The organism is Pseudomonas sp. SG20052 (assembly GCF_031766055.1).
GTDB lineage: Bacteria > Pseudomonadota > Gammaproteobacteria > Pseudomonadales > Pseudomonadaceae > Aquipseudomonas > Aquipseudomonas mandelii.
The window spans coordinates 719527-737234 of the sequence record NZ_CP134498.1 but is presented as its reverse complement, the minus strand read 5'-3'; the positions used below and the strand labels follow the sequence as shown (position 1 = coordinate 737234).

The window sequence follows — 17708 nt, the reverse complement described above, 5'->3', positions numbered from 1 at the left end:
CCCACAGTTGATCGCACTCCCCTGTGGGAGCGAGCCTGCTCGCGAGAGTGAGCGCAGCGAACGATTTCAAATTCAATTGAATCTCAAGGCGAACGAATGAAGATTTCCCGTCAGGCCTACGCCGACATGTTCGGCCCCACCGTCGGTGACAAGGTCCGTCTGGCCGATACCGAGCTGTGGATCGAAGTGGAAAAAGACTTCACCACCTACGGCGAAGAAGTGAAATTCGGTGGCGGCAAAGTCATCCGTGATGGCCAGGGGCAGAGTCAATTACTGGCCGCCGAAGTGGTCGACACCTTGATCACCAACGCGCTGATCATCGACCACTGGGGCATCGTCAAAGCCGACGTCGGCCTCAAAGACGGCCGCATCGCCGCCATCGGCAAGGCCGGCAACCCGGACATCCAGCCGGACGTGACCATCGCGGTCGGCGCCAGCACCGAAGTCATTGCCGGTGAAGGCATGATCCTCACCGCTGGCGGCATCGACACACACATCCATTTCATCTGCCCGCAACAGATCGAAGAAGCATTGATGAGCGGCGTCACCACCATGATCGGCGGCGGCACCGGCCCGGCCACCGGCACCAACGCCACCACCTGCACGTCCGGGCCGTGGCACCTGGCGCGTATGCTCCAGGCTGCCGATGCATTCCCGATGAACATTGGCTTTACCGGCAAGGGCAACGCAAGCCTGCCGGAGCCGTTGATCGAGCAGGTCAAGGCCGGCGCCATCGGCCTCAAGCTGCACGAAGACTGGGGCACCACCCCGGCGAGCATCGACAACTGCCTGAACGTCGCCGACCAGTACGATGTGCAGGTGGCGATCCACACCGACACCCTCAACGAGTCGGGCTTTGTCGAAACCACCCTCGCCGCCTTCAAGGGTCGCACCATCCACACCTATCACACCGAAGGCGCGGGGGGCGGTCATGCCCCGGACATCATCAAGGCCTGCGGCTTTGCCAACGTGCTGCCGAGCTCGACCAACCCGACCCGGCCGTTCACCCGCAACACCATTGACGAACACCTCGACATGCTGATGGTCTGCCACCACCTGGACCCGAGCATTGCCGAAGACGTGGCCTTCGCCGAAAGCCGCATCCGCCGCGAAACCATCGCGGCCGAAGACATCCTGCATGACCTCGGCGCGTTCTCGATGATCAGCTCCGACAGCCAGGCCATGGGCCGCGTCGGTGAAGTCATCACGCGCACCTGGCAGACCGCCGACAAGATGAAAAAGCAGCGCGGCCCGCTTCCCGGGGATGGCGAAGGCAACGACAACTTCCGCGCCAAACGCTACATCGCCAAGTACACGATCAACCCGGCGATCACCCATGGCATCAGCCATGAGGTGGGCTCGGTGGAAGTGGGTAAATGGGCGGATCTGGTGCTCTGGCGTCCGGCGTTTTTTGGCGTCAAGCCGACCTTGATCCTCAAGGGCGGGGCCATTGCGGCCAGCTTGATGGGCGATGCCAATGCTTCCATTCCGACGCCGCAACCGGTGCATTACCGTCCGATGTTTGCCAGCTACGGCGGCTCGTTGCACGCCACCAGCCTGACCTTCATCAGCCAGGCAGCCCAAGAAGCAGGCCTTCCCGAGGCCTTGGGTTTGAAGAAGAAAATCGCAGTGGTCAAAGGGTGCCGCGAGGTGCAGAAAACCGACTTGATCCACAACGACTACCTGCCGACCATCGATGTCGACCCGCAGACCTATCAAGTCAAGGCCGACGGTGTCCTGCTGTGGTGCGAGCCCGCCGACGTGCTGCCGATGGCCCAGCGATATTTCCTGTTCTGATCGTTCTGTCTGCCTGACAAACCCGGGGGCCTGGCGAACCAGCCCCCCGGGAAAAACAGGTGCAATCAGCTGTCCGGCTGCACGACAAAGGGCAGTTCTACCCTTTGCAGTTTTGCCCGGTCGATCGCCTGTTGGGTGAAGGTTTTGAGCAACGCCTTTTGCTCTTCATCGATCGTCTTCAACTCAGCAGCGTATTGCGCATCGGTCATGATGCGTCCCGGTGCAAAGTCGCTTTCCGGCTTGTTCAGTTCCGCGCCGAGCACCCTGAGCGCTTCCTTCAGCCGAGCCTTTTGCTCAAGGGTCAGCGTTGTGTCGTTCGCACGCTGGTCCAAGGCCATATAGAAGTCTGTCGTGGCATCGATCCGGCGCCTGAACACTTTGAAAGCCCGTCGGTTGACACCCTCGACATAGGATGACCAGAACGGCTGCTCGACAAGCAAATCACCGAGCAGCTCACCTTCCTCAAGGTCGAGCACACGCAGGTAAGCATTGTCGGTCATCGCCAAGGTGACACCCGCGATCCCTCGGAACTGCATGTTTCGAGACTGCCAGGGCAAGTCCAGCCGTTCGGCAAGATCGGTCATGAACGCCAGGTGAACTTCCACCTCATCGATCGTGCCCATCACCTCCCCCATGGCATTGACACGCCTGAACTCCTCGCCCATCGCCTCGCGTTCGGAAATGGTTTTGCGGGCAATCCTGCTCAGTTCATCCAGACGTGACTTGCCTCGCGCCAGCGTGACCAGTTCACCCTCCACGAGCGAAGGATTGGCCAACTCATAGGCTTCATGAATCAGCACCTCCAGGCCCATGGCATTGAACAGCTGCGCGCCCGCATCGACGCACGTTGTGGGCACCGTACTCATGGTGAAGAGTTTTTGCCGAAGCTCGGTATTTTTCGACATCGCCTCGAGCATGCGCCAGACCTTGGCGGTCATATCGACCCGAAACCCGAGGTCGTGCTTGAAGTGCCCCGACTCGGTGAGTTTGCGGATTTCGTTGAAAAAACCGACCGATCCGCGCTCATCCTCGACACTGTTCCAGACCGCTTGCTTCGCCACCCATTCCGGCCGTGTCATGCCCTCCTCCCAGTCGAGACTGTCACGCACACCACGGGGAGGATAAGGTCGATCGGGGTCCATGCCGATGGACTCGATGTAGTCCCTGAGCGTTTGCAGATTGGCCTCGGCCAACCACTGCGGCTCTCGGCTCAGCAAGGTGCGCGCCAGCAATTCCGCCTGAGCGGAGCCAGGGGGCACTGCCGGAATGTGGGTGATTTCGTTGCGCTGCAAATCCAGAAAAAAATGCCGGAACCGCGGTTGTGCGAACAGCCCCTGCGGCCAGGTGTGCACGCCGGTGTCCGCCAGGATCAGCGTATGCAACCTTCTCATGCCGCCAATATCCGGGACTTGCCCCAACGGATTGCCAAACAGGTCCAGGACCTCCAGTCGTGTCAGGTTGCGCAGGTCCGCGACACCTTGTGCATCCAGGACAATACGGTTGCCTCGCATGTTGAGTTCCGTCAGCGCGCGCATGCGGCGGATGGCACCGGGAACAGCGGAGAACGCATTGCCGTTGACGTTGAGCGAACGCAAGCGGGGAAAATGATCGAGAAAGGAACTGTGTGCGTCGGTCAATTCGGACAGGGTCAGATTGAGGCGCGTGACGTGATCGAAATTACCTTCCAGGGCAGGCATGGTGCGCAGATGACGCCCCAGCGGGATGTTTTCCAGGTCGAGCACAACGCCCTGCAGATGACCGAATGAATCCACGTGGCGCAACCCGGTGTGCTGCCAGCATTCCCTGATCTCTTTGTATAAAGCGTTTCTGGCTTGCCATTCGGCGACGCCGGCAGGCGTGAAGCTGTACGCTTCGGTCGGCGATTTCAACCAGCGTTGAAAATTGGCGTTGAGCCGATCGAACTCCGCTTCGAGTGCGCTGGCCCTCTGCTCCAGACTGAGTTCGCTGCCACTCATCTGCAGATAGGCCAAGGCTTCGGCCTCCGTCCATCCGGGGCGGACAACACGCACCCGCTCTTGCGGCGTCATGGGTTCGTTGATTCGACTTAGCCCATGAGCCACCCCGCGCATGCCGCCACGCAGGCGCATCGTGACGGGGTCATACGCCGGTTTGCGTACAGGGTTATCGCCCAGAAGCGCGCTGAACCTGTCCCGTGGCAATGGCGTTTTTTGAATGGCGGACTTGAGCGTGGCACCTTGGTTGACGTGATACCCCAGCGCGTTTCGCTCGGCATCCGGCAAGGCATGCAACACCGACGCGTATAAATCATCGGCCCCGTGCAATTGCAGATCATCGGTATCGCGCGCCTGGTATTGGCCGTCCTCGCTGACCAGGATTCTGCGGTGGGTGGCGTCCGTCGGGCCGACGCTGTCGCGCAACGGGCCATCGAATGAAAACTCACGGATTTCGATCCGCACGTTTTCGGGCCAGCCGGGTAGCGCCTGCATCGAGTGCAACGCCAGCCGCTCGGTGTCCACACCGAACGCCGCGTCGAGAAAGAGCCCTTCATAAGCGCGCGCGGTTCGTATGGCCCGCAAGGCCACTCTTACCCGCTCCCTGAGTTGCAAGGGGATGCGCGACGGCTCGGTGATGTCGAGCCGGTCTTGCGGCTCGATCTCCGCGAGCAGTTCCCGGGCTACCGCAGCGGGGAGCCCATTGAACGCATCCTGAAGCACCTGCACCTGCGGGTTGTCGGTTTGCTGCAAACGGCGACTCAGCGCGTCAAGCAGAGCTGCGCGGCGACTGTCTGCTCGCTCGGCCAGTTGGTTTTTCAAGGCATCGATGCGGACTTGCTCGTCCGTTGAAATGCCCTGCCCGAGCAGCGCGTGGATGTCGGCCTCGTTCGCAAACTTCACGGCACGCTCCGGCAGTTTCCCTGAACGGACCTCGGCACGACTTATCTTCAGCGTGTCAGCGGGCAGAGCATCGACGTTGCCGAATTTGATCGAGCGCCCGCTATGCCCAGGGCCGTCAAACAGCTCGATGCCTTTTTGCTCGGGCCATCCGGGCCATTCAACCAGCAAGCTGGGCACCTGCTCGACGAATGCTTGCGGAACCTCGTTGAGCCTTATCTGCCCGGGCAGTTTTTGCACTTCGGCCCAGGCCTGGAAGCGTTCGATCGTGTCGGTCAGCAACGCGGGCGGCGGTTCGCTGACCACATGCAAGCGACGCAATTCGTCCTCCTCCATGCCGCTGACGAGACGAATATGCTCCAGGGTGTTATCAGAAAAGCCCTCGAGCGTCGGGCCCAGGCGCCGCATGAGGGTGGTTTTGTCCCACTCGATGGGACGGTCGAGTTCGGTTTTCCACGCGCCGCCACCGTTGTGCTCCAGTGTCGGCTGATAAGCCTGTGGCCGGGCCGGATGTTGCAAGCGTGGCTGGCCGGTGCGTGAATCGTTGATCACTTCGAAGTGTTGGTTTTCATGCTTGAGGAAGTCCTTTTCGCTGTGCCGATACAGACCCTGCTCGCTTGGCTTCGCCTCGGCGGGCAACACCATGTCATGGGCGTAGGGTGAAAGGTCCGGCTTCCAGAGGCGCGTCTGGCCGTTGGCCAGATCAACCTTTTTCAACCGGTTGATAAACGCCGATGGTTTGACCGACGCCGCCGCACCGGCCGGCAAGACATGCCCGGCGCCCATAATGGCCAACTGCGCGAAATTGATCATGACGCCGGTGAGATGGGACGCCGCGTCTTCCTTGTCCCCCTTGCTCCAGTCTTCGAAGCCTTCGAGGGTTTCCAGGACCATCTGCCCGACTATGGCGGCCAGCATCGCTTCGCCCAGGCCGGGCACCAGCATGGCGCCGAAATTGAACACGTTCCAGCCGATGTTCAGATAGCTGATCAGCCGGTTCCAACGGGTGGTGGCGTCTTCATCGCCGGTCGGCACAGCGATGTGCCGCGCATCGGCAATCGCTTTCTCCCTGCGCCATAGACTTGTTTGCGCCCAGAGATCGCCCGAAATGATATGGGTGACAGGCTCTGCGTTGGCATTTTCAACGGCGCTCTCCCGCCACCACGGCCCCATGTCCAGCGGCTCGCGCTGTTTCCAGGTGAAGGTCGAGAGGCGCTCGCGAACCCGGGCAAAAAACTTGCCCTGGTCTTTTTGCGCGACAAAACGGCTGAAAAACTGTTGATAACCCGCCGAGCGCAACTGGCTCGTCAGCGCCTTCATGAAGTCAGTGAAGGACTCGTATTCCTTGAAGGGGTGGTCGGGATCATCGGGGATATACGCAATCAGCGTCCCCTCCAGACGACTTTGTTGATAAGCATCGTCCCGTTGCAACATGGCCTCAACGAGACCGCTGGGGCCATTGGCGAAAAACGCCTGGAGCAACTTGAACTGATCAAACTCCTGCCCCGGGAGCAGTGTCAGACGTCGCGACCATTCCAGCATCGTTCGTTGATGCTGTGGAATCAGCGCGTCGTAAACCCGTTTGATTTTTGAAGAGTCCGCCACTGCACTGAACAACACAATGCCGGACAGCCTGAACCCCATAATCGCCAGCCGGTGGCATTGCAGGGGCCGACGGCCCATCAAAATGCCTTGTTCGTTGTCACGAATCTGCCGGAGTTTCCCGTAGCCATAGGACGTGATGTCTTTTTTCAGATACGCGATCAGTGCCGATTCGTGAAACGCGGCTTTTTCACTGGCCGTGCATTGCTGCACGACGGTCGCTCTGGCCGTCACCTCTTCGGGCATCAGCAATGCCTTGATGTGACGCTGATAGTGCGCACCGATATCGAGCGTGCGGCACAGGGCGGCAAATCTTTCGACCGTCAGCGTATGCCGCTGAAGTTCGTTTTCGTCGTCCCTGATGAAGATGCCCGAGCCATCGCGAAACGCGCCCTCCTGCGTTTCGGGGGCCTCGAAATTGTGCAGGGCCGCTTCCAGCAATGATGATTGCCTGAGCCGACTGGCATGGGTATCGATGCCAATGGCCAGATTGGCGGGGACGTACAGCCGAATCAGCGTCGCGTTGACGTCCAGTTCCAGGTTCAAATGCTCTTTCAATGCCTGGACCAGCAAGGGCTCGGCGAAGGCAAGAATGTCCTGCTGTACATTCTTCAGCGCCTCGTCCAATGGCCCCTGAAGGCGCCAGCGCTCGTCGATCAACTCCTTGAGGTACTGGCGATCAATGGCGCTTGAATTCAAATACCACTCAGGAAACTCCGGTTTCGAATGGGCAAAGGCAACCAGGCGTGAGGCGGGCGCGTCTTTGACCGGCGCGGGCAGTTTGCCCAGCAGATAATCACGATACACATTGTTATTCACTTCTCTTGCCTGCCCGGCAATGGCTGGCCGACCCGGGCTGTCCGAACGGTCACTCATTTCGCAAATCCTTATGCGACGAATTGAACCACCAGATTATTGGCTGGCGACGAAAACAAAAGCTCAAAAAACAACGCCAAAATCACGAATACATCAACGTCGCATTCGATTTAAGAATCTAAAAAACAGGCAATTACCACCCGAACCCCGTACAAAAGTGCTCCCCCGCGTAATGGTAGTTTTTAGCGGGCAGCAAAGGGGCTAAGATGCGCCAGAATTCCCATCAGGAAACCGGACATGCGCCTACCCGATTTCATCAGGCAACACGTAGACCGTATCGTCGATGAATGGGAGCAGTTCGCCAGCACCATTACCCCGGCGGCCGAGCACATGGACAAGGTCGCCCTGCGCGATCACGCCAAGGTCATTTTGCTGGCCGCCGCGCGTGACATGACCACCGCGCAAACCTCCAGCGAACAGATGGCCAAGGCCAAGGGCGAAGGCCCGGAAAAAACCCCGAGCCTGGACGAGGCCGGTGCCAGTCATGGCGAACTGCGGCATACCGTGGGGTTTGATCTGGTACAGATGACATCGGAATTCCGTCATTTGCGTGCCTGCGTCATCCGTTTGTGGGTCGACAGCCTGGCGTCTCCGGACATGGCCTATTTCCAGGACATGATCCGTTTCAACGAAGCCATTGACGAAGCACTCGCCGAATCCACCGCGGCCTACGCCGAGCAGGTCAATCGTTCGCGGGATATCTTTCTGGCGATCCTGGGGCATGACCTGCGGGCGCCCTTGCAAGCGGTGAGCATGTCCACCGAATTACTGCTGCGCAAAGCCAAGCTTGAAGGCGATGCGCTGACCTGCGCGGTCAACATCAAGCACGGCGCGCGGCACATGGCGGCGATGGTCGGCGATTTGCTGGAGCTGGTGCGCAGTCGCCTGGGTAAAAGCCTGCCGATCGAACGGGCCCCCATGGACCTGGCCGATGCCGCCCATGCGGCGATTGCCGAAGCCTGCGCCGGTAACCCCGAGTGCGATCCTACGGTCCACGTAAAGGGTGACACCCGAGGCGCCTGGGATGCCGGACGAGTGAGTCAACTGTTGCAGAACCTGATCGGCAACGCCTTGCAGCATGGGTTGAACAAGCGTGACGTGACGGTGACCCTGACGGGCGAGCCGGACACGGTTCGCCTCACGGTGCATAACTATGGCGCTCCGATCCCCGAGGAAGCGATCGGCACGATATTCGATCCGCTGGTGCGCAGCGCTGACGAGCAGCTCGGCCAACCCTCCACCAGCCTTGGTTTGGGGTTGTTTATCGTCAAGGAAGTGGTCGATGCACACGGCGGGACGATCGAGGTCAGTTCCAGCGAAGCGGACGGCACGCTGTTTACCGTGGTGTTGCCGCGCAAGGTTTAATACCACGGACCGCGTCATCGCTCATCGCGAGCAGGCTCGCTCCCACAGTTGACCGTATTCCTTCTGGAAGAACCCGATCCAATGTGAGAGCGAGCCTGCTCGCGAAGGGGCCGTGTCAAACGACACAAAACCAGCAGAACACTACTCGACGACCAACCGCCCCAACCGCTGCTTGAGCATGCGATTCTCCGCCCGCAGCTGCTGGACCTCTTCAAGCAGGTCCAGCGCCAGGGCGACGCCTTCCCACTCCAGCTCCAGATCGCGCCGCAGCTTGGCGGCGCGCTTGGCCAGAGCCAGCTCGTAATCGTTGAAAACCCAATCCTTGGGCTGCTTGCCCTGAGGTTCGAGGATGCCGTGCTCGACGATTTCGATCACGTAGACGTCCGACAGCTCGGTCGCCTCACAGAATTCTGCCATGTCCAGTTGAACGATCAGGGGCTTGCTCATGATGGGCTACTCCGTCTCTTGGATCAGAAATTTTCTCTCGGGTCGAAAGCGGCTTTTTTCGCCAGTTCTTCCCACAGCGCCTTGACCTCGTCGCTCGAAGTCTTGGGCATCACGGCTTTCAATTGCACGAACAGGTAGCCTCGCTCGCCCGCCTTGTTCAGCAGACCGTGCCCCTTGGCGCGCATGCGCTGGCCGTTCTGGCTGCCGGCCGGCACCTTGAGGTTGATCTTGCCGGTCAGTGTAGGCACGGCGACTTCGGTACCCAGCGCCAACTCCCAGGGCGCCAGCGGCAAGGTAATGATCAGGTTCTCGCCTTCGACGTCGAATTTTGGGTGCGGCGCAAAGCGAATGATCAGGAACAGATCGCCGTTGGCCCCGCCACCGATGCCCGGCGCCCCTTGGCCCTTGAGGCGGATGCGCTCGCCGTCGGTCACACCGGCCGGGATTTTCACGTTCAGGCTTTTGCTGGTGTTGCTGACGTGCTGGCCGGCCGCGTTGTACTGCGGCACCTGGAAGGAGACCTTCTTCGACTCGTTCGACAGGCTTTCTTCCAGAAAAATCGGTAGTTCCATTTCCACGTCTTGCCCTCGGCGCCCGGCACTGCGGCCCGACTGTCCACCACCAAAACCCGGACCACGGTTGCCGAAGATCGAACTGAAGAAGTCCGAAAAATCGCCCGTGTCCTGACCACCGCCAAACCCACCGCCGCCACGGCCCTGCCAACCCGGCGGCCCCTGGAACGGTTGGCCGTGCTGGCCGTATTTGCGCAAGTCGTCATATTCGGCGCGCTTGTCGGCACTTTTCAGCGCTTCATAAGCTTCCGAGGCGTCCTTGAACTTGGCCTCGGCGTCCTTTTCCTTGCTGACATCGGGGTGGTATTTGCGCGCCAGTTTCCGATAAGCCGCCTTGATCGTCTTATCGTCCGCGGTCGGTTCCACACCGAGAATCTTGTAATAGTCTTTGAAGTCCATCTAAGGATCACCATCCGTTATCGATATCGCGCCGTCACCGTAGTCTGCGCGTATTTCCAGGCGCCGGGTTGACCGATCTCAAGTTTGTGACCGGGTAGCGCGTCAGAAGTTTATCGGCAGCAGTGGGCGGTTCTTGCGACCGTCCGATGGCTGCCAGGCTCAATGCAGACAAGTTTGGGGCATCCGGCCATCTTATCAAGGCGCCATTGGTGTATTTAGCGGATAGTCGGCCTTCGAATCTGCGCCGCACTGACATACACTGCGCGGCCGTTTTTTAACCGGAACCTGAAAGTCATGAAAAACGCATCTCCAGCCCGTGCCTGTGGTATCGACTTCGGCACGTCCAACTCCACCGTCGGCTGGCTGCGCCCCGGCATGGAAACGCTGATCGCGCTGGAGGACGACAAGATCACCCTGCCGTCGGTGGTGTTCTTCAACATGGAAGAACGCCGCCCGGTGTACGGTCGGCTGGCGCTGCACGAGTACCTGGAAGGCTACGAAGGCCGACTGATGCGCTCGCTCAAGAGCCTGCTGGGCTCCAAGCTGATCAAGCACGACACCAGCGTCCTCGGCACGGCGATGCCGTTCAAGGACCTGCTCGGGCTGTTTATCGGCCAGTTGAAGAAGCGCGCCGAGACGGCCGCCGGTCGGGAATTCGAGGAAGTGGTGCTGGGCCGCCCGGTGTTCTTCGTCGATGACGACGAAATGGCCGACCAGGAAGCCGAGAACACCCTGGTGGACGTGGCGCGCGCCATCGGCTTCAAGGATGTGTCGTTCCAGTACGAACCGATTGCGGCGGCATTCGACTACGAGTCGACCATCGAAAAGGAAGAGCTGGTGCTGATCGTCGACATCGGCGGTGGTACCTCCGACTTCTCGCTGGTGCGCCTGTCCCCGGAGCGCCGCACCCACGACAACCGTCACGACGACATCCTCGCCACCGGCGGCGTGCACATCGGCGGGACCGACTTCGACAAGCAGTTGAGCCTGCAGGGCCTGATGCCGTTGTTCGGCTACGGCAGCCGCATGAAGAGCGGCGCCTACATGCCCACCAGCCACCACATGAACCTGGCGACCTGGCACACCATCAACTCGGTGTACTCGCAGAAGTCGACCCTGGCCCTGGGCAGCATGCGCTACGACATCGAAGACACCGGCGGTATCGATCGCCTGTTCAAGTTGATCGACCAGCGCGCCGGACACTGGCTGGCCATGGAAGTGGAAGAAACCAAGATCCAGCTGACCCACGCCGACAGCCGCCATGTGCCGCTGGACCGCATCGAGCCGGGCTTGAGCGTTGAGCTGAGTCGCGCGCTGTTCGAGTCGGCCATCGACAACCTGCTGGAGCGCGTGCGCAACAGCGTGACCCAACTGCTGAACGACGCCAACGTGCGGGTCGATCAGGTCGACACGGTGTTCTTCACGGGCGGTTCGAGCGGCATTCCGGCGCTGCGCCACAGCGTGTCGGCGATGTTGCCGAATGCGCGGCATGTGGAAGGGAACATCTTCGGCAGCATCGGCAGCGGGTTGGCGATCGAGGCGATGAAGCGTTACGGCACGATGGACTGATTCGCAACCCGAGGTAGTGATCGTTCCCACCACAGAGCGTGGGAACGATCATGGGGTGGTTACACCATCCCCACCTGCTTCAACTCGCTCTTCAGGTACGCGTAATAAATCGGCCCCGCCACCACCCCCGGCAGGCCGAACGCGGCCTCGAACACCAGCATTGCCAGCAGCAACTCCCACGACTTGGCACTGATCTGCCCGCCGACAATGCGCGCGTTGAGGAAGTATTCGAGCTTGTGGATAAAAATCAGATAACCCAGCGCCGCCATGGCGACCCAGATCGACAGCGACAAGCCGACGATGGTGATCAGCGTGTTCGACATCAGGTTGCCGATCACCGGTAACAGACCGAGCAGGAAGGTCAGCACGATCAGGGTTTTGGTCAGCGGCAGCTGGACGCCGAACATCGGCAGGATCACCGCCAGGAAGATCCCGGTAAAGAAGGTGTTGAGCAGGGAAATCTTGATCTGGGCGAAGACGATGTTGCGAAACGCCTGGACCAGCAGGTGCAGGCGGTCGAACAACGCGGCAGCCAGCGGCTTGCGCTTGGTCACGTCCGGTATGCGCTGCAAGGCGATGATCGCCCCGAGCACCATGCCGATCAGCAGCGTCACAAACATGTGCGCCGCGTCCTTGCCGACCAGTTGCAAGTCGCTCAGGTGCTTGCTCATCCACTCGCCGATGGCCACGCGAAATTCCGCGGCACTGGCCGGAAGATAGGCGTCGATGAACGGCGGCAGCTGCCCGCGCGCGCGGTCAACCACGTGCATGAATTTGTCGAGCGATGCGCCCGGGTTTTCCGCCTCGTGCAGCAAAAAGCTGATGGCGCCGGCAAAAATCAGGGTCAACACGCTGACCACTAACGTCCCCAGCAACGCCACCGCCAGCCAGCGCGCGCGTCGACCTTCGATCAGCCGCTGCAACTGCGGGGTGAGCATGTTGACCAGTTCGAACACCAGCAACCCGGCCAGCAGGCTAGGCAGCAGTCGCAGCGGGATCACCAGCAGCAAACCACCAAAGATGATGACCCAACTGATCAGCAGCAAAACGTGGCGTTGAGAAAACGTTGGCATACAGCCTCAAAACGAACGACGTAAAAGGATTGGCAGTCTGCCAGCGTTCGCAGGCCAGCACTAGGGATTGTGTAGGGCGACCTTAGTGGGGCGTGGGCGATTTTTTATAGCGGCCATGCTGGCCCCTTCGCGAGCAGGCCCGCTCCCACATCAGTCCTGCGAACACAGTTCCATTGTGGGAGCGGGCTTGCTCGCAAAGGGGCCCTCACAGCCACCCCAATCTGCCGCCCGTTATGACTCAGTTATTTATTTTTTCTTCAGGCAATCACTCATGAATGCTTTGCGCTCGTCACCCTTAAGCGCTTTGGTCGCCGCATCGGCGTTGCAGGTTTTCATTTTCTCTTGCTGAGGGGTCAAGGTCTTGGCGTCATTGGCGGCCGGTGCCGCCTTGAGGCAGGTGCTCATGAAGGCTTTGCGCTCGTCGCCCTTGAGGCCTTTCGCGGTAGCGTCAGCGTTGCAGGTGGTCATCTTGTTCTGTTGCTCAGTGGCGGCGAAGCCCTGGGCACTAAGCAGCAAACCGATCATCAACAAAGGGACACGCAACATCATCATGGAGTTTTCTCCTTGTTGCCGCACCGAGGGGCGCAGCCTCAATCTGGAGTGTAGACAACCCCTGTTACACATTCATCCACCGACGCAACCGATGGCCCTCAATCAGCCTCCGATTCCAGAAGATCTTTAAAGGCTTCCCGGTATCGCTGATAAGCATCAACCCGGTTATCAATGACCGACGCGGGCATCCGCTCGAACAAGACCGGCGTGCCCCCCTCGACCGCATAAGTCTGTCCAAGCTCACGCAACGACGTCCATTGGGCATATGCCGCACCCTCCTCATAGAGCTTGTTGATTTTTATCTGCCGGAACGTGTTCGCCTCGGAAACCGCAGGCAATACCGCCGGCCCTGGCGCGGCTTCATTGATAAAGGCGTACTCGGCCACGGCCGGCCCGGGGGTCAGTGTGGTCACCGGCGGCATTTCGAAATTGAAGTGTGCATTGCTGGCCAAGTGCGCTGCGGGAAATTCCGGCCACGAGTCAGCGACGACCAGAGCATCAAGATTGCTCAGATCATCTCCTATCACTACATATTGATGATCAAAACGGGTGGCCCTGACAATGTGAATGCTGGACGTCCGGGGCTGGCTGGCGAGAATCGAAAACGTGACCTTCGAGTTCTCCGAACAATTCCCGCCCTTGATATCAATGGCTTTGCGAGCGGCCTCAGCGGTGGTCAATTTTGCAGAGAACCCGCCCTCCTCAAGGTCCATCCCTCGCAGGCCTTTGATTTTGGCAATCGCCGAACCGCCGTTTTCCCACATGCTTGGCAACTGATTCCCCGATAACGGCAGGAGCTCCTTGGCTCGATAGATCGCGTCCTGCGCCATTTTCAAGTTGGCCATGGTTTGAGGCGATACCTGAACCGGCCCTTCGGTCTCGACCACGGTCTGGGAAAACCACTCCCCATAGCTGCTTAAATCAGCCAGCTCCGGACTTGGCGTTACACCGTTCTCCCGGACTGAATGTAACAGCGCCTGGTAAGCATTGACCCGCCCGGTCTGTTCCAGATTGCGCGCATTCAACCCCAGGTTTCGTTCCAGTTCAGTGAGCGGCACCAGGCCCTCTTTGGTAAACAGGCGCCCGGTCAACGCGTTGAACTGCTCTGGCAGCATCAGCTTCTGCAGATCAGGCAACGCCTCGATACTTTGGACGATCCGCAGGCCTGGCCCGGCCTCTCCGGTCGCATTGGCTGCGTTCAGCGCCTCGAAAAGGTCGAAAAGATAATCCTGTGGAAGGCTGTCGTGAATCAGTTTCAGGCCGCGCAGATAATCGAATCGCTTGAATGCCGAAACAGAAGGATGGAACGCTACCGTGACCAGGTCGCTGTATTGGCCGCCGATGTCTTCCAGGACTGCACGTTCGCCGCCCGCGCCCGGCGAGCCACCACGCAGGCGCATCAATTGAGGATCGTAAGTGAGCGGGTCAAGAACCGGCAGACCGTCCAGCACCTTCAGCAACTGATAGGGCTGCAATGCGTTGTCGCGCAGGGCCAGCTTCAGTTTGGCCCCCTGGCCGATATAGATGTTCAGCGCGTTACGCTCGGCGTCCGGCAACGCCTGCAAAATAGCGGAAAACAGATCCATGCCCGAATGCAGGGCATTTGCGTCTTCGTCATAAGCGACGAATGTCGAGTCATGAAGCTCGACGAGCGTACGGCGAATCCCTGCGTCGTCCTGGCCGATACTATCGAGCAGGGTTCCGTCGTACTCGAACCGTCGGACCTCAATGCGCACATCGGGATTCCAGCCGCGAAGATGCTCAAGGGAGTGCAGCGCCAGCCGGTCCATGTCGGGACTGTCGACCGAGTCGAGGTAAAAACCTTCATAAGCACGACTCATGCGCACGTCTCGCAGCGCCCAACGCGCGAGGTTTTCCAGCCTTGCGGGCAACTGCCCGCGCTCAATCGCCTGGACTTCGGAGGGCGTGGCGATGGACAGCAACTCCCGGGCGACAGTGCCAGGCAGGCCCGGCACTTGGGCCTGGATCGTTTTTGCGCTGTCACTCGTGGCAGCTTCGACACGACGATAACGTGCGTTGAACAGCGACGTGCGCTTGCTCCTGGCCCGTTTCGCCAACTCGGCCCGCAGATTTTTGGCGTTCAGTTCCAGCGTGCTGGGCGTGATATGGAACTCGACGTCCAACAAGGTGTTCAGTTGTGCTTCATCCAGGTGCGATAACAGCGTCTTGAGCAGATCGACGTCAGCCAGACGATTGCTGTTTATCTGGACACCCGGCCCGCCCGCGCGACCGATGACCCGAAGCACTTCGCCCCTGGCGTCTACCAGCTCAATCGCATTGCCGGGCCACAGACCATCGAGCAGCTGAAATTGCATCTCGGGATCGGCGCTTGAGTAATCTTGCGCACGCTCGCTGCCCATCTGCTCGATGAAGGTCTGGATGTCACGGTCGATACGAAACCGGGTCACGGTATCGCTGAGCAACGGCGATGGCCGCTCATTGTCGGCATACATTTGGCGGATCGCACTGGCATCGGTCTGGCTGACCGTGCGGATGTCGCCGTAGGCATCGGCCAGTTCACCCATGTCCGGGCCGAGTCGCGCCATCAAGGTCGAGTCATCCCACCTATGGGGTTGCTCGCCTTCAATCACGAAGGCACCTTCGCCGTTGCTCTCCACCACGGGTTGATAGGCGTCGGAGCGGGTCGGATGTTTAACCCTGTGTTTACCGTTCTGTGGATCTTTCGTCAGTTCGAAGTGCCGGGTGTCCAGCTTGAGAATCGGCTTGCCCTCATGCCGGTGCAGCCAGGTTTCATCAGGCTTTGAATCCGCAGTCAGGGTCAGGTTTTGTTTTTGATAGGGCTCAAGGTCGCGGCTCCACAGGCGTTTGGCGCCGTTGGCGAGCGTGACCGGTGTTGTCGACTCGATGAACGATGACAACTTGGGCAGTACCACCTCACTGCCGATTTTCATGCCGCCAGCGAAGGCCACCAACTGGACCAGGCTTTCGACAAACCCAATGATGTGCTCGGCCCCTTCCAGATAGAGACCTTCAGCCAGATCCACAATGCCTTCGACGACCTCGCTGACCAACTGATAAACCATGTAACCCATCATTACCTCGCCCACAAAGGGTATGAAAGGCCCCACCACCATTAACGCGGCATTGAAGACGTCGGAAAGCATTTTTTCCAGGTTGTCGAACCACGCCCAGCGCTCCATACGATCGGCATCTTGCGTCGAGATGACCATCTCCCGGGCGTCGTTCAGGATTTTGTTTTGCTGTTGCTGGTAGAGATAAAGCCAAGGGTCGCCCGTAAAAAAGGTATGGATGTCGTTCTCGAACCGAACGTGCTCAAAGTGCAGGCGCGGATTCTCGATGGGCGTTTCGCGCCATACCGGCTGATCGACGCCCGGAATTTTGTCGTGTTGGGTTATTTCCACCAGCGCGGCATTGAGTGCCGAGAAGAAGCGCCCCCGTTGTTGATGGTCGACAAAACGGCTGAAGAACTGCTGATAACTGTTTGTGGAATTCCTCGGGGCATCCCGCAATTGGCGAGTGAGCTCACGGGCGAACTCGGCCTTCGAGGCGTACTCTTTCAGTGGATGCTCCGGGTCATGTGGCACATAGACAATGACTCGCCGGGCGGCGCTGTCGTGGATATGCAGATCAGGGGCGATCAGCACGATGCCTCTCAACTGGACATCGAGAATTTTCAGCTGATAGTAATGAACGGGAAGGCCATCCATCTTCCACGCTTTAATATCCTTGAGCAGGCTTTGTACAGCCAGGTAGCCACTGGCCGAGATGTCATTTTTAAGGCTGGCCAGATACAGGGCTGCTTTTAACGCAGCCTTTTGGCTTTTTATGACTGTTTGCTGCACCACACTACGCGCCAGCCCGTCGACAGGGCGCACATAGCCTTCAAGATGGGCTTTATAGTGAGCGCCGATATCCAGAGTGCGGCAAAGTGTCTTGAATTGGTCGACACTCATGTTGTTACGAACACCGGTTATATCGAATCGATTCGATTTGTCCGGCCGGGTAATAAACTGCGAATCAGAGGTTAATACTTCTTTATCCGAAAAGTTATGTAATGCCGCATCCAGCAGCGAAACAATGCGCGATTCCACGCCGTTATTGAAATTGTTGGCCCAAGGGGATAAATGGGGCGGAGAAAACAACTGCAAGAAAGTTTCCTTTACATCGACGTCTACACCGTATTGATCTTTCAGCGCCTGACGAAGCAGCGGTTCAGCAAAGGCGTAGACATCTTGCGTCTCGCTCAGCATCTGGTCGACATCGTTTTGAGCCCGCCAGCTTTCCTCCGAGGCGCGCTGCAGGGCTGCGAGCTGCATCGGTGAAGCGGTGCTAATCCATTCCGGAAGTGGGGCTATCACGGTTTTTAACGCGCTGATTCTGTGGGGTGAAGTTTGGCGCATCCATTCCGGGATAGCATTTTTTATAAGTTCGTGATGTATGCTTTTTTGTTGTATTGCGGTTGCTGATATTTCATCGATCCGGATTGAAGTGGTCACATTGATACTCTGCATAAGTTTGCTGAACAGAAACGGCTCATGCAACTAGCGTACAACGTTAATCACTCAATCAAATGAAGTTCA

9 protein-coding genes are annotated in these 17708 nt (G+C 59.1%); 3 read left to right on the top strand and 6 right to left on the bottom strand.

What is annotated here, in order from left to right; genetic code table 11:
- Nucleotides 1-96: 96 nt before the first annotated feature.
- The gene (gene ureC / locus RHP74_RS03285; protein ID WP_010464104.1) at nucleotides 97-1797 is read left to right on the top strand and encodes an urease subunit alpha; all 1701 of its coding nucleotides are present in this window, start codon (nucleotides 97-99) and stop codon (nucleotides 1795-1797) included.
- A gap of 65 nt (nucleotides 1798-1862) precedes the next feature.
- On the opposite strand, the gene RHP74_RS03280 is transcribed toward ureC, so the two are convergent.
- Nucleotides 1863-7148 carry an NEL-type E3 ubiquitin ligase domain-containing protein gene (locus RHP74_RS03280; protein WP_311097789.1) on the bottom strand — a complete coding sequence of 1762 codons (5286 nt, stop codon included), beginning with the start codon at nucleotides 7146-7148 and terminating at the stop codon, nucleotides 1863-1865.
- A 237-nt stretch (nucleotides 7149-7385) separates the two neighbouring features.
- Here RHP74_RS03280 and RHP74_RS03275 point away from each other — a divergent pair, with 237 nt between their 5' ends.
- The gene (locus RHP74_RS03275; protein WP_010464107.1) at nucleotides 7386-8513 is read left to right on the top strand and encodes a sensor histidine kinase KdpD; all 1128 of its coding nucleotides are present in this window, start codon (nucleotides 7386-7388) and stop codon (nucleotides 8511-8513) included.
- A gap of 141 nt (nucleotides 8514-8654) precedes the next feature.
- On the opposite strand, the gene RHP74_RS03270 is transcribed toward RHP74_RS03275, so the two are convergent.
- Nucleotides 8655-8960 carry a chaperone modulator CbpM gene (locus RHP74_RS03270; protein WP_010464108.1) on the bottom strand — a complete coding sequence of 102 codons (306 nt, stop codon included), beginning with the start codon at nucleotides 8958-8960 and terminating at the stop codon, nucleotides 8655-8657.
- A 23-nt stretch (nucleotides 8961-8983) separates the two neighbouring features.
- Nucleotides 8984-9931 carry a DnaJ C-terminal domain-containing protein gene (locus tag RHP74_RS03265; protein WP_010464109.1) on the bottom strand — a complete coding sequence of 316 codons (948 nt, stop codon included), beginning with the start codon at nucleotides 9929-9931 and terminating at the stop codon, nucleotides 8984-8986.
- A gap of 294 nt (nucleotides 9932-10225) precedes the next feature.
- Between RHP74_RS03265 and RHP74_RS03260 the strand changes: the two genes are divergently transcribed.
- The gene (locus tag RHP74_RS03260; protein WP_010464110.1) at nucleotides 10226-11500 is read left to right on the top strand and encodes an Hsp70 family protein; all 1275 of its coding nucleotides are present in this window, start codon (nucleotides 10226-10228) and stop codon (nucleotides 11498-11500) included.
- Nucleotides 11501-11559: 59 nt separating this feature from the next.
- Here RHP74_RS03260 and RHP74_RS03255 read toward each other — a convergent pair whose 3' ends face one another.
- The 3 genes from RHP74_RS03255 to RHP74_RS03245 form a co-directional block, all read right to left on the bottom strand.
- Nucleotides 11560-12573, bottom strand: a complete 1014-nt coding sequence (locus RHP74_RS03255) for an AI-2E family transporter (protein ID WP_010464112.1) — start codon at nucleotides 12571-12573, stop codon at nucleotides 11560-11562.
- A 246-nt stretch (nucleotides 12574-12819) separates the two neighbouring features.
- Entirely contained in the window at nucleotides 12820-13125 is a 306-nt protein-coding gene (locus RHP74_RS03250) for a PsiF family protein (protein WP_010464113.1), read from the bottom strand.
- Between the two features lie 98 nt (nucleotides 13126-13223).
- Nucleotides 13224-17624 carry a dermonecrotic toxin domain-containing protein gene (locus tag RHP74_RS03245; RefSeq protein ID WP_311097783.1) on the bottom strand — a complete coding sequence of 1467 codons (4401 nt, stop codon included), beginning with the start codon at nucleotides 17622-17624 and terminating at the stop codon, nucleotides 13224-13226.
- Nucleotides 17625-17708 lie beyond the last annotated feature (84 nt).

Coding starts and splice junctions, on each gene's coding strand:
- RHP74_RS03280 (WP_311097789.1), bottom strand. CDS start 7,148: ATGAGTGACCGTTCGGACAGCCCGGGTCGGCCAGCCATTGCCGGGCAG.
- RHP74_RS03275 (WP_010464107.1), top strand. CDS start 7,386: ATGCGCCTACCCGATTTCATCAGGCAACACGTAGACCGTATCGTCGAT.
- RHP74_RS03265 (WP_010464109.1), bottom strand. CDS start 9,931: ATGGACTTCAAAGACTATTACAAGATTCTCGGTGTGGAACCGACCGCG.
- RHP74_RS03270 (WP_010464108.1), bottom strand. CDS start 8,960: ATGAGCAAGCCCCTGATCGTTCAACTGGACATGGCAGAATTCTGTGAG.
- RHP74_RS03250 (WP_010464113.1), bottom strand. CDS start 13,125: ATGATGATGTTGCGTGTCCCTTTGTTGATGATCGGTTTGCTGCTTAGT.
- ureC (WP_010464104.1), top strand. CDS start 97: ATGAAGATTTCCCGTCAGGCCTACGCCGACATGTTCGGCCCCACCGTC.
- RHP74_RS03260 (WP_010464110.1), top strand. CDS start 10,226: ATGAAAAACGCATCTCCAGCCCGTGCCTGTGGTATCGACTTCGGCACG.
- RHP74_RS03255 (WP_010464112.1), bottom strand. CDS start 12,573: ATGCCAACGTTTTCTCAACGCCACGTTTTGCTGCTGATCAGTTGGGTC.